Source organism: Pseudonocardia nigra (assembly GCF_019396355.1).
Classification (GTDB): domain Bacteria; phylum Actinomycetota; class Actinomycetes; order Mycobacteriales; family Pseudonocardiaceae; genus Pseudonocardia; species Pseudonocardia nigra.
Map to the genome: position 1 here is coordinate 15,189 of NZ_JAHKRK010000001.1, position 12,356 is coordinate 27,544.

The following is a 12,356-nucleotide window of genomic DNA, read 5'->3' on the forward strand; positions in this document are numbered from 1 at the left end:
CATGGTGCAGATCACGTCCGACGCCACCGAGGTCGCCGGCGACGTCACCCACGAGTTTCCGGTGGTCGTCGTCGGCGGCGGGCCGGTGGGCCTCACGCTCGCCCTCGACCTCGGGTGGCGCGGGGTTCCGGTGCTGGTGCTCGAGCAGGCGCTCGACACCACCACCAACCCGCGGTGCAACACCATCAACGCCCGGTCGATGGAGTACTTCCGCCGGCTCGGTCTCGCCGACCGGATCCGGCGGGCCGGCCTGCCGCTCGACCACCCGACGGACGTCGTGCACACCACCGCGCTGCATGGGCACGAGCTCGCCCGGTTCGAGTTCGCCTCGTCCGGCGAGGTCCTCCGCGGCGAGGCCCCCGAGCTGGCCGAGTGGCCGACCCCCGAGCTGCAGCACCGGATCTCCCAGATCTTCCTCGAGCCGATCCTGGAGCAGGAGCTGCGCCGGTACGCGAGCGTGCGGCTCTGGCGCGGCTGGCGGGTCGACGGCCTGGTGCAGGACGAGCAGGGCGTCACGGTCACCGCCCGGGACACCGAGGGGCGCGCCCGCCGCATCCGCACCGAGCACATCGTGGGCTGTGACGGCGGCGCCAGCACGGTGCGCAAGGCCGTCGGGGTGTCATTGCACGGCGATGCGGAGGTCGGGGACCGGCGGTTGTCGGTCTACTTCCGCTCAGAGGAGCTGCAGCCGCCGGCCGGGACCCGGCCGGGGTGGATGTACTGGTGGTACGGCCCGCACTACCGGGGTTCGCTGATCCAGCTCGACGGGCGCTCGCTGTACCTCTGTCACGGGCGCATCCCGCGGGACGAGGACCTGGCCGCCGCGGACCCGGACGAGATCCTGCGCGCGGCGATCGGGTACGACGTCCGGCACGAGAAGATCGACGTGGTGCGCTGGACCCCGCGCCGCCTGGTCGCCGACCGGTTCCGCGTCGGCCGGGTCCTGCTCGCCGGCGACGCCGCGCACATCTGGCTCCCGCTCGGCGGCTTCGGGATGAACACCGGGATCGCCGACGCGATAGCCCTGTCCTGGCGGCTCGCGGCGATGCACGCGGGCTGGGGCGGCGACCGCCTGCTCGACGACTACGCCCTCGAACGCCGGTCCGTCGGCGTCGCGACCTCCCAGGCCGCGCGGGACATCGACGGCTACCTGCATGAGCTCGCGCGGGACCCCGAGCTCCACCGCGACTCCCCCGCCGGCGCCGAGCTTCGCTCGCGGACCGGCAGGCTGATCGAGGAGCAGGACCGCAAGCAGTGGTTCAGCCAGGGGGTCCAGTTCGGCGCCCGCTACGTGGGTTCCCCGGGACTCACCGACAGCGGCGACGGCGACGCCGCGATCGACCGGATCGACGAGTACGTGCCCTCCGTGGGTCCCGGTTCCCGGTTGCCCCACGTCTGGCGCCCGGGCGGCCGATCGGTCTTCGACGAGCTCGGGCAGGGGTTCACGCTCCTGCGCATCGGAACCGACGCACCACCCGCCACCGAGCTCCAGGAGGCCGCCGCCGAGCTCGCTGACCGTCCTGCGGCTGCCCGAGGCGACCGCCGCCGAGGTCTACCGGCGGCGCCTGGTCCTGGTGCGTCCCGACTGGTACGTCACCTGGAGCGGTGACCGTGCACCGGACGACGCCCACCGGCTCCTCGGGGGCCTGACCGGCACCGCCGTGCCCGCACCTGCGGCCGCTGCCCGCTGAGCCCGCCGCTCAGCACCCATCTCCCTTGCCCAACCCGACGACATCGAGGTCGCCTTGACAACCACGAAGACCAGCCGACACCGCCTGACCGCGGCCATCGTGCTCGCCGGTGCCGTCCTGCTCGGCACCGCCGGCTGCGGCTCCGCCACCGGCGACGAGGCGACCAGCAGGGCGGAGGCGTCATCACCATCGGCGAGCAGGGCACCGCGGCCGGGGCCTCCCGCCTGTGGCCGCGACTCGCCGACGACCTGGGCTACCTCCGCGAGGAGGGCGTGACCGTGGACGAGTACGTCTCCGCGACCAAGGGCGCGGACGCCATCAACGGCATGGTGTCCGGCGAGATCCAGGTCAGCCTGATCGGGCCCGAGGGTCTCGTCGCCAAGTCCAAGGGCGTCGACGTCGTCGGGATCGGGGCCTACTTCGACCGGTCCGTCTGGGGCGTCGTCTCCTCGCCGGACGTCACCGACTGGTCCCAGCTCAAGGGAAAGACGATCGCGCTCGGGTCGCTGTCCGACATCACCCGCGTCGTGTTCGACCAGCTGGCCGCCGCCGACTGGGTGCGCGACCCGGCCAACCGGGAGGACGCCGTCGCCCGGGTCAGCAGGCTGATGGAGGAACCGGACACCGACGCCGTGCGCCAGATGCTCGAGTTCTACTTCCCCCCGGACGGTTCCGCGACGAGCTACCTGCCCGCCGGGTTCCGGCACGAGCCGCAGACGTTCACGCGGACCGTGCAGGAGTACCAGGAGCTCGGGCAGCTGACGTCGCCGGTCTCCGAGGCCGACTACATGGACTACTCCTACGCGGAGAAGGCGGTGGCGGACCGTGACTGATCCACACCCGACGGGCACCCTCCCGACGCGCAACGCGACCACCCCGGCCGACCGGACGACGACAGGTGGGATCCGCCGCGTCCCCCACGGCCTGATCTCGATCCTCGGCGGGCTGGCGCTCTGGGAGCTGGGGGTGCTCGTCTTCGAGCCCGACCCCCTGGTCATCGTGGCGCCGAGCACGATCGTCGGCACGCTCGCCACGCTGCTGACCTCGCCGGCGTTCTGGCCGCACCTGATCGTCAGCATGGAGGGCTTCGTCCTCGGCTACGCCCTCTCCGCGCTCATCGCGGTCCCGCTCGGCCTCGTGATCGGCTCCAGCCGGGCCCTGTACCGCTACACCGACCCCTGGATCAGCGCGCTCTACGCCGCCCCGATCATCGGCCTCGCCCCACTGTTCATCATCATCTTCGGCTTCGGCCTCCAGGCCAAGGTGGCGGTGGTCGTCGCGCTGGCCGTCTTCCCGATGCTGATCAACACCGTCGCCGGGGCCCGCGGTCTCCTCCGACCACCGCGAGCTCGCCATCGTCTACCGGGCCAACCGCAGGGAGACGTCTTGGCGGATCTTCCTGCCCGGCTCGATGCCGTTCATCCTCACCGGCCTGCGGCTGGCCGTCGGCCGCGGACTGATCGCCGTCGTGGTCGCCGACCTGTTCGGCACGAGCGTCGGCCTCGGACTGCTCCTGCAGCAGTCCGCCCAGTCCTTCGACACCCCACAGATCTTCGCCATCACCCGCCCTGCTCGCCGCGCTGGGCATCGGCCTCACCGGGCTGCTCCAGCACTTCGAGCGCCGCGCCTACCACGGGCGGAAACCATGAGCGCGAACGGAGACGACATGACCCGGACCATCGGCCTCGACGCCCCTCCCGCGCTGAGCATCGACTCCGTCGGCAAGGTCTTCCCGACCGCCGCGGGCCGGTCACTCCCGGTCCTCGACGACGTGTCGCTGCAGATCGCGCCCGGTGAGTTCGTCGCGATCGTCGGCCCGTCGGGCTGCGGCAAGACGACGCTGCTGCGCATCATGCAGGGCCTCGAGCAGCCGAGCAGCGGCTCGGTCCGCGTCGGCGGGTCCACGCCGGCCGACGCCCGGATGAGCTTCGTGTTCCAGCGGTCGGCCCTGCTGCCCTGGTACACGGTGCGCCGCAACGTCGAGTTCGGCCTGACCCTCGCCGCCGGGCGGGAGATCCAGCCGGACCGGCGCGCCCGCCGGGACACGGTCGACGAACTGCTCGACATGGTCGGGCTCAGCGCGTTCGCCGACTACTACCCGGACGCGATCTCGGGAGGCATGCAGCAGCGGGCCAACCTCCCGGGCACTCGCCGTGCGCCCCGACGTCCTCCTGCTCGACGAGCCCTTCAGCGCACTCGACGCGCTCACCCGCGAGAAGCTGCAGGCCGACGTGGCCGAGGTGCTGACGAAGGTCGGGACCTCCGCCGTGCTGGTCACCCACGACATCCGCGAGGCGGTCTTCCTGGCCGACCGGGTGGTCGTCATGGGCGCGAACCCCGGGCGGGTCCGCGAGATCGTCGGCATCCCCTACGACCGCCCCCGCCCACCCGAGTTCGGCCACAGCCCGGAGAGCGCCGAGCTCGAACAGCACCTCTGGCGATCGCTGCACCGATGAACCGCGGCCGAGTGGGACCTTCGCGGGCCGATGCCCGAGGAGGTCCCACTCGGCCGTGCGGCCCCTACGCTCTTGCCAGGTCGAGCGTGATGTCGACGATCATGTCCTCCTGGCCGCCCACCAGCCCGCGGCGGCCGACCTCGACGAGGATGTCGCGGGTGTCGAGCCCGTGCTCGGCGGCCGCGCGCTCGGCGTGGCGCAGGAAGCTGGAGTACACCCCCGCGTAGCCGAGGGTGAGGGTCTCCCGGTCGACGCGGACCGGGCGGTCCTGCAGCGGGCGCACGATGTCGTCGGCGGCGTCCTGCAGCGCGAACAGGTCGCAGCCGTGCGTCCAGCCCTGCAGGTCCGCGGCGGCGACGAACGCCTCGATCGGGCAGTTCCCGGCGCCCGCGCCCTGCCCCGCGAGGGACGCGTCGACCCGGGTGACGCCCTCCTCGACGGCGACGACGGAGTTGGCCACGGCGAGCGAGAGGTTCTCGTGGGCGTGGATGCCGATCTGCGTGCCCGGGTCGAGCACGTCCCGGTAGGCGCGCACCCGGTCGCGCACGTCGTTCATCGTGAGGCGCCCGCCGGAGTCGGTGACGTACACGCAGTGCGCCCCGGCGTCCTCCATCAGCGTGGCCTGCTTCGCCAGGTCCGCCGCCGGCGCCATGTGCGACATCATGAGGAACCCGGCCACGTCCATGCCCAGTTCGCGGGCGGTCGCGATGTGCTGGGCGGCGATGTCGGCCTCGGTGGCGTGGGTGGCGACCCGCACCGAGCGCACCCCGAGGTCGTAGGCCTTGCGCAGTTCGGCGAGCGTGCCGATGCCGGGCAGCAGCAGCGTCGTGAGCCGCGCGTGCTGCACGACCTCGGCCGCCGCGCTGATCCACTCCCAGTCGGTGTTGCTGCCCGGCCCGTAGGTCAGGCTCGCCCCGGCGAGGCCGTCGCCGTGGGCGACCTCGATCGCGTCGACGCCGGCCGCGTCCACCGCCGCGGCGACGGCGCGGACCTGGTCGGGGGTCATCCGGTGCCGGACGGCGTGCATCCCGTCCCGCAGGGTGACGTCCTGGATGTACAGCTGGGGGGTGCTCACAGCGTCGCCTCCGCGGGTCGGGCGGCGCGCGCGGCGAGCAGCTCACCGGTGCGCAGCGCGGCCGAGGTCATGATGTCGAGGTTCCCGGCGTACGCCGGCAGGTAGTGGGCGGCGCCCTCGACCTCGAGGAACACCGACACCTTCCACGCCGGCCGCGGCGCACCGGCCCCGATCAGCGTGTCCAACGGCTCGTCGGCGGCGACCGGGGTGACCTGCACGGCCTGCTTGAGCCGGTAGCCCGGCACGTACCGGGCCACCTCCGCGCACATCGCCTCCACGCTCGCCCGGATCGCGTCCGGCTCACCGCCGTCCGTGAGGCACAGCACCGTGTCACGCATGATCATCGGGGGTTCGGCCGGGTTCAGGACGATGATCGCCTTGCCGCGGTCGGCGCCGCCCACCACCTCGATCGCCTTCGCCGTCGTCTCGGTGAACTCGTCGATGTTGGCCCGGGTGCCGGGGCCCGCCGACCGGGACGCGATCGACGCGACGATCTCGGCGTAGCGCACCCGCGCGACCCGGGACACGGCCGCGACCACGGGGATGATGGCCTGCCCGCCGCAGGTCACCATGTTGACGTTGTGCGCGTCCGCGTGCTCGTCGAGGTTGACCGCGGGCACCACGAACGGGCCGATCGCCGCGGGGGTGAGGTCCACGAGGATCTTCCCGTGCGGCTCCAGCAGCGCCGCGTTCGCGAGGTGCGCCTTGGCCGAGGTCGCGTCGAAGACCACGCCGATCTCGGCGAACTCCGGCATCGCGATCAGCCCGTCGACCCCCTCCGCCGTCGTGGGGATGCCGAGGCGGCGCGCCCGGGCCAGCCCGTCGGAGTCCGGGTCGATGCCGACCATCGCGCCCATCTCGAGCGTCTCCGACAGCCGGATCACCTTGAGCATCAGGTCCGAGCCGATGTTGCCCGACCCGACGATCGCGACCTTCGTGCGACTCATGCCCTCTCCCCCGTTCCGGCGGTGAAGGTCGTCCGGACCGTGCCGAGGCCGGACAGCTCCACGGTGAACGCCGCGCCCGGCGCGACCGGCACCATCGGGCCGAGCGCACCGGAGAGCACGACATCGGCCGCGCGCAGCGGCTCGCCCAGCTCCACGGCCGTGCGCGCCAGCCAGACCAGCGCGTTGATCGGGTCACCGAGGCAGGCGGCGCCGGAGCCGGTGCTGACCGCGCCCCCGTCGGTACCGGTCATGGTCATCTCGACGGTGCGCAGATCCCGCTCCCCGAGCGGCCCGGCGCTGTCGCCGAGGACGTAGAGCCCGCTCGAGGCGTTGTCGGCGACCGTGTCGACGAACGTGATGTCCCAGCCCGCGATGCGGCTGTCGACGATCTCCAGCGCGGGCACGACCTTCGCGACCGCGGCCCGGGCCGCGGCCGGGTCGATGTCGTCGCCGTCGAGGTCGGCGGCGAGGACGAACGCGACCTCGGCCTCGATGCGCGGTTGCAGCAGGCGGGTGTGGTCGATCGGGCGGTCCTGCGGGCAGGCCATGTCGTCGAACAGGACGCCGAAGTCGGGCTGGTCGACCCCGAGCTGGGCCTGCACCGCGGGCGCGGTGAGCCCGATCTTGCGGCCGACGGCGCGCCGGCCCTCGTCGAGCCGGGCCCGGGTGAGCAGGTTCTGCACCGCGTACCCGGTGGCGACCGACGTGTCGGGCAGCAGGTCACGGACCGGCGCACAGGGCGTGCGCGTGCGCAGCGCCTGCAACAACCGGTCGGCCGCCGCGCGAACCTCCGCGGAGGCGATCGTGCTGGCTGGTGTCATGCCTGGACTGTCGCACCGGACCGGCGTCAGGATGGAGCCGTGCATTCCGTACAACGGAACGGTCCGCCGCTCTCCATGCTCGGGCGGGCGTTCACCCTGCTCACCGCGTTCCACCCGGGCGACGGCGAGCTGACCCTGGCCGAGCTCTCCCGCCGCACCGGGATCGCGAAACCCACCGCGCACCGGCTCCTCGGCGAGCTCGCCGCCTGGGGCGCCGTCGAGCGCACCGACCACGGCGTGCGCCTGGGCCTGCGGCTGTTCGAGCTCGGGCAACTCGTGCCCCGCCAGCGCGACCTGCTGGAGGTCGCCGCCCCGTTCCTCGCCGACCTGTTCGAGGCCACCCACGAGACCGTCCACCTCGCCGTCCCCGACGGCACCGACGTCGTCTACGTCCAGAAGATCACCGGCGCCGGCGGCCCCGACATCCCGTCCCGCCTGGGCGGCCGGATGCCCGCCTACTGCACCGGCGTCGGCAAGACGCTGCTCGCGTTCGGCCCGCAGGAGCGCCTGGCGGCCGTCCTCGCCGCCGGGCTGCCCCGCCGCACCCCGCGGACGGTGATCGCCCCCGGCCTGCTGCGCTCGGAGCTGGAGTCGATCCGCCGCCGGGGCATCGCCGAGGAACACGAGGAGTCCGCCCCCGGCGTCGCCTGTGTGGCGGCCCCGGTACTCGACGCCGACGGCGAGGCGGTCGCCGCGCTGTCGATCACGGGCTGGGTGAGCCGGATCAACGTCGCACGGCTGGCCCCGGCGGTCCGGACGGCGGCGCTGGGCCTGTCCCGCGCGCTCCGCTGAGCTCCGGTCGCACCGCACACACCGTCCGTAGGCGGCACATACCGCCGGCGCTGTGTGCGGACGCCACCCGCCGTGTGCGGTCGTTCCCGGTCAGCGCGCGAAGGCCAGCACCGCGGGGGCGTCCCGGCCGGGCCAGGTGCCGGTGAGCACCGGGCCGGCCGCGGGCGGCGTTGCGCCGACCACGCGGCACACCACCAGCCCATCGCCGATCACGGTGGCCACGGCGTCGTCGACCGGCGCGGACACGCCGGGCCCCCAGGTCACGCTCGGCCGCCCGCCGTTGCCGGCCACCCGGACCGGGGACTCCCGTCGCGCCGGCCCGTCCGCGCGTTCCACCCACTCCTCCGCCTGGGCGACCTCGGACGCCATGACCGCCAGCAGCGCGGCGACGTAGACCGGGTCGGCGCAGCCGTCGTAGATCCAGCGCGTGCCCAGGACGGAGTGCTGCATCGTCGTGATCAGCGCGGCGTCCGCCCCGGCCAGCGGCGCGCCGCGGTAGGTGAGGGGCACCTGGAGCACGCGGTCGCCCGCCTGGAGCAAATGCGTCTCGATGCCCACCTCGCCGGCCGGGTCGTCGAACCGGTAGGCCCCGATCATGCGAAAGGCGCCCGCACCCCACGGTCGCGCCGGTACCCACCGCTCGAGCAGCTCCTGCTTGGTGGGCGAGAGCTCGGCCATGTAGATCTTTGCCACGCGCCCGACCCTACGGCGCCCGGCCCGTCGTCGCGCGCAGGACCAGCGACGACGGCAGCAGATGCCGCCGGTCCCGGTCCCCGTCGTGGTCCTCGACGAACTCCAGCAGCAGGTCGACGGCGAGCCGGCCGGCCTCCGCGGTGCGCCCGTGCACCGTCGTGAGCGGCGGGTAGGTCCGCACAGCGAGGATGTCGTCGCAGCCGACGATGGAGACCTCGCCGGGGACGGCCACCCCGCGCTCGGCCATCCCGGCGAGCGCCCCCTGGGCGAGGGCGTCGTCGAAGGCGATCGCTGCGGTGGCGCCCGCGGCGAGGATCTCCGCCGCGGCGGCGCGACCCTCGTCGTGGTCCGGGCGGTGCGGCCGCAGCACGGTGGTGGTGACCCCGAGCGCGGCGCACCGCTCCTGAACCGCGCGGCGGCGCTGCTCGTCCGACCAGGACGACGCCGGGCCGCTGACGTAGGCGAGGTGACGGTGGCCGAGCGCCGCCAGGTGGTCGACGGCCTCCCGCATTCCGGGCGCGGAGTCGACGAGGATCCGCGGGACACCGGCGACGTCGCGGTTGACCAGGACCAGCGGGCCGCGCTCCGCGCGTTCCCGCACCGCCTGCTCGGGCAGGCGGGAGGAGACCAGGACGACCCCGTCGGTGCGCTGCTCGAGCTTGACCAGCAGGTCGAGCTCCTTCGCGGGGTCCTCGTCGGTGTCGCCGAGCACCGTGCTGAACCCACCGGCGAAGGCGTGCGCCTGCGCGGCACGGATCACCGGCGGGAAGAACGGGTTCGCGATGTCCGGGACGACCACGGCGATCATGCCCAGCCGGCCCGTGCTGAGTGCCCGCGCCGCGTGGTGCGGGACGTACCCGAGGCGCGTCGCGATCTCGGTGACGTGCGCGACCGTGCTCTCTTTCAGCAGGTGGGGCCGGGAGAACACCCGCGAGACGGTGGACGTCGAGACCCCGGCGGCCGCCGCGACGACCTTGATCGTTGGCGCCTTCTGGCGCCCCTCCCGGCGTGCCATGCGCGCACTCTACGGCGCCCGTCCGGCGTTGCCGCCCGGTAACGGATCCCCGCTCACCACTTGACGTGCAACCGGTTGCACGCAAGCATCCTCGGCCATCGGGTGCCGGTGCGGCACCGCCGCGCAGGAGCGGAGGAACCATGGGATTTCTCGACTGGTTGGTGGTCGGCGGCTACTTCGTCGTGATGGTGGGCATCGGGTTGTGGGCCAAGGCCCGCATCCACGACTCCCGCGACTTCTTCACCGCGGGTGGACGCATGCCGTGGTGGCTCTCCGGCATCTCGCACCACATGTCCGGCTACAGCTCCGCGGTGTTCGTCGGGTACGCCGCGATCGCCTACACCGAGGGGTTCGTCCTCTACGTGTGGTGGGCGCTCGGCATCACCTTCGCCATGGTGGTCGGCTCGTTCCTGTTCGTGCCGCGCTGGCCGCGGTTGCGGCAGCGGCTGGGGATCATCTCGCCGCTGGAGTACCTGCGGATCCGCTACAACGTGCCCACCCAGCAGCTGCTGGCGTGGAGCGGCACCGCGCTGAAGGTCTTCGACGTCGGCGCCAAGTGGACGGCCACCGCGCTGCTGCTCAACGTGTTCGCCGGCGTGCCGCTCGCCGCGGGCGTCCTGCTCACCGGCGGCGTCACGCTGATCTACTCCACGATCGGCGGCCTCTGGGCCGACGCGCTGACCGACATGGGCCAGTTCCTCATCCAGTTCGTCGCCGGCATCGTCATGTTCCTCGCCGTGCTCGCCGCGCTCGACGGCCTCCCGACGATCTGGACGATGTGGGACCGGCTGCCCGAGGGCAACGCCGAGCCGTTCAACGGCCAGTACACCGTGCTGTTCGTGATGGTCTACCTGCTGATCAACACGCTGTCCTACAACGGCGGGACGTGGAACCTCGCGCAGCGGTTCATCGCCTCCCCCACCGGCAGCACCGCCCGGCGGGCCGCGCTGTTCTCCGCCGGGCTCTACCTGGTCTGGCCGCTGGTGATGTTCTTCCCGATGTGGGCCGCGCCGCTGCTGCTGCCCGGGCTGGAGGAACCCGAGCAGTCCTACGCCCTGCTCACCCAGCAGCTGCTGCCCGCCGGCCTCGTCGGCCTGGTACTGGCCGGACTGTTCTCGCACACGATGGCCATGACGGGTTCGGACGCCAACGCGATCTCGTCGGTGGTGACGCGCGACATCCTGCCGACGATCTGGAAACGCGGCCGCACGATCGACACGAGGACCGAGCTCCTGATCGGCCGGATCAGCGTCTTCTCGTTCATCGCGCTCAGCATGATGATCGCCCTGACCGCCGACAGCTTCGGCGGCGTCCTCGGCCTGATCATCCTGTGGTTCGGCGGCCTGGTCGGCCCGATCGCGATCCCGATGCTGCTGGGCATGCTGCCGGCGTTCAAGCGGTGCGGGCCCGTCGCGGCGATCACCTCCTGGGCTGTGGGCCTGCTGGTCTTCGCGCTGACCCGGTACGTGTTCGACGACGCGATCGGAGCGCTCGCCCCGGACCAGGCCACCGCTGTCTCGGTCGGCGGCCCGGTCGTCTGCTCGATCATCACGTTCGTGCTCATCGGGCTCGTCGCCCCGTGGCGCAACGCGGAGTCCGACGAGCTGGTCGACGCGATCTCCCGCGACAGCGAGGCACCCGTGGCCGGCGGCGAGCCCGTCCGGTGACCGCCCTCGACACCTACCGCCGCCACCTCGTGGACGACGTGCTCGCGTGGTGGGCGGCGAACGGCCCGGACGAGGAGCACGGCGGCGTGCTCACCTGCTGGGACAACGCCGGCACCCGGCTGGTGGCGACCGACAAGTACACCTGGTCGCAGGGCCGGTGGGCGTGGCTGACCGCCCGCGTCGCGCTGGCCGCCCAGCGCGGCGTGCTCGACCCTGGCGACCGGTGGGACGCCGCCTGGTACGCCGAGCAGGCCACCCGCACCGCCCGGTTCGTCCGAGACCACGCGCTCCTGCCCGACGGCACCACCGCGTTCGTCACGACCCGGGCGGGTGAGCCGGGGGCGCACACGAGCGTTTTCGCCGACCTGTTCGCCGCGCTCGGGTTCGCCGGGGTGGCGCAGCTGTCCCCGGACGGGGACTGGGGCGGGTACGCCGACGACATCCTCCTGCGCTCGGCCTCGGCGATCGACGCCGGCCGGTTCCGCTCCGATCCCTATCCGGTGCCCGCCGGGCACCGCTCGTTCGGGCTGCCGATGATCCTCGTCGGCGTCGGCGAGCAGGTCCACCGGGCGACGGGGTCGCAGGCGGCCGCGGCGGTCGTGCGCGACGCCGCCCGGCAGATCGAGGAGTGCCACCTCGATACCGACGGCGACGGGGACGACATCGCCGAGATGCCGGCCACCGACGAGTCGCGGCGCGGCGGCCTGCTGGCCCGGCACCGCACGCCCGGGCACGTGCTGGAGGCGGCGTGGTTCCTCCACCACGCCCGGGACCTGCTGGCCGGGTCCGCGCTCGCCGAGCCGGACCGGCTCGCCCGGATCGCGGTCCGGGCGCTGGACCTCGGCTGGGACGACGTCCACGGCGGGCTGCTGCGTTACGTCGATAGGGCGGGCGGCGCACCCACCGGAGCCCGCACCGATGACCCGTACGAGGCACTCGTCGTCGACACTTGGGACACCAAGCTGTGGTGGCCGCACGCCGAGGCGCTGTACGCGACGGCGCTGCTCGCGCCGGACCGACACGCTGGGCTGCACGACTACGTGGTGGCGACGTTCCCGGAGGGGCCGGGGCGGGAGTGGACGCAGATCCGCACCCGCGACGGCGCGCCGCTGGAGAAGATCGTGGCGCTGCCGGTGAAGGATCCGTTCCACATCGCGCGGGCGCTGCTCATGCTGGTCGAGCTGGAAGGTGAAGGGTGA

At 73.1% G+C, this 12,356-nt stretch carries 11 protein-coding genes and 1 pseudogene; 7 read left to right on the top strand and 5 right to left on the bottom strand.

The features are described from left to right. The first annotated feature begins 1 nt into the window (after window position 1). The 4 genes and pseudogenes from KME75_RS00075 to KME75_RS00090 all read left to right on the top strand — a co-directional run bounded on the left by KME75_RS00075 (window position 2) and on the right by KME75_RS00090 (window position 4,147). Complete coding sequence (locus tag KME75_RS00075) at window positions 2-1,609, top strand: FAD-dependent monooxygenase (protein WP_219412379.1); 1,608 nt, start codon at window positions 2-4, stop codon at window positions 1,607-1,609. A gap of 330 nt (window positions 1,610-1,939) precedes the next feature. Then, window positions 1,940-2,524 (top strand): ABC transporter substrate-binding protein, encoded by a 585-nt coding sequence (locus KME75_RS00080; RefSeq protein WP_246631199.1) that lies wholly within the window; start codon window positions 1,940-1,942, stop codon window positions 2,522-2,524. A gap of 521 nt (window positions 2,525-3,045) precedes the next feature. Beyond that, window positions 3,046-3,771 (top strand): annotated as a pseudogene (locus tag KME75_RS46525) (ATP-binding cassette domain-containing protein); the annotation flags it as partial. A gap of 73 nt (window positions 3,772-3,844) precedes the next feature. After that, complete coding sequence (locus KME75_RS00090; protein WP_219412521.1) at window positions 3,845-4,147, top strand: hypothetical protein; 303 nt, start codon at window positions 3,845-3,847, stop codon at window positions 4,145-4,147. A 64-nt stretch (window positions 4,148-4,211) separates the two neighbouring features. Here KME75_RS00090 and dmpG read toward each other — a convergent pair whose 3' ends face one another. The 3 genes from dmpG to KME75_RS00105 are packed head-to-tail and all read right to left on the bottom strand — an operon-like array spanning window position 4,212 to window position 6,990. Beyond that, window positions 4,212-5,222, bottom strand: coding sequence for a 4-hydroxy-2-oxovalerate aldolase (gene dmpG / locus KME75_RS00095; protein WP_219412381.1), 1,011 nt, complete (start codon window positions 5,220-5,222; stop codon window positions 4,212-4,214). Next, window positions 5,219-6,169: an acetaldehyde dehydrogenase (acetylating) gene (locus KME75_RS00100; RefSeq protein WP_219412383.1), complete on the bottom strand. Its 951-nt coding sequence runs from the start codon at window positions 6,167-6,169 to the stop codon at window positions 5,219-5,221. Before KME75_RS00100 ends, dmpG begins: the two co-directional genes overlap by 4 nt. Beyond that, window positions 6,166-6,990: a 2-keto-4-pentenoate hydratase gene (locus KME75_RS00105; RefSeq protein WP_219412385.1), complete on the bottom strand. Its 825-nt coding sequence runs from the start codon at window positions 6,988-6,990 to the stop codon at window positions 6,166-6,168. Before KME75_RS00105 ends, KME75_RS00100 begins: the two co-directional genes overlap by 4 nt. Window positions 6,991-7,029: 39 nt before the next feature. Here KME75_RS00105 and KME75_RS00110 point away from each other — a divergent pair, with 39 nt between their 5' ends. Next, entirely contained in the window at window positions 7,030-7,782 is a 753-nt protein-coding gene (locus KME75_RS00110) for an IclR family transcriptional regulator (RefSeq protein WP_308282459.1), read from the top strand. Window positions 7,783-7,872: 90 nt separating this feature from the next. On the opposite strand, the gene KME75_RS00115 is transcribed toward KME75_RS00110, so the two are convergent. After that, a complete protein-coding gene (locus KME75_RS00115) occupies window positions 7,873-8,475 on the bottom strand; it encodes a CG0192-related protein (RefSeq protein WP_219412386.1) in 603 nt (200 codons plus the stop codon). A 10-nt stretch (window positions 8,476-8,485) separates the two neighbouring features. After that, window positions 8,486-9,490 carry a LacI family DNA-binding transcriptional regulator gene (locus tag KME75_RS00120; RefSeq protein ID WP_219412387.1) on the bottom strand — a complete coding sequence of 335 codons (1,005 nt, stop codon included), beginning with the start codon at window positions 9,488-9,490 and terminating at the stop codon, window positions 8,486-8,488. A gap of 140 nt (window positions 9,491-9,630) precedes the next feature. Between KME75_RS00120 and KME75_RS00125 the strand changes: the two genes are divergently transcribed. Further along, the gene (locus tag KME75_RS00125) at window positions 9,631-11,157 is read left to right on the top strand and encodes a sodium:solute symporter family protein (RefSeq protein ID WP_219412389.1); all 1,527 of its coding nucleotides are present in this window, start codon (window positions 9,631-9,633) and stop codon (window positions 11,155-11,157) included. Further along, window positions 11,154-12,356, top strand: coding sequence for an AGE family epimerase/isomerase (locus KME75_RS45540; protein ID WP_219412391.1), 1,203 nt, complete (start codon window positions 11,154-11,156; stop codon window positions 12,354-12,356). Before KME75_RS00125 ends, KME75_RS45540 begins: the two co-directional genes overlap by 4 nt.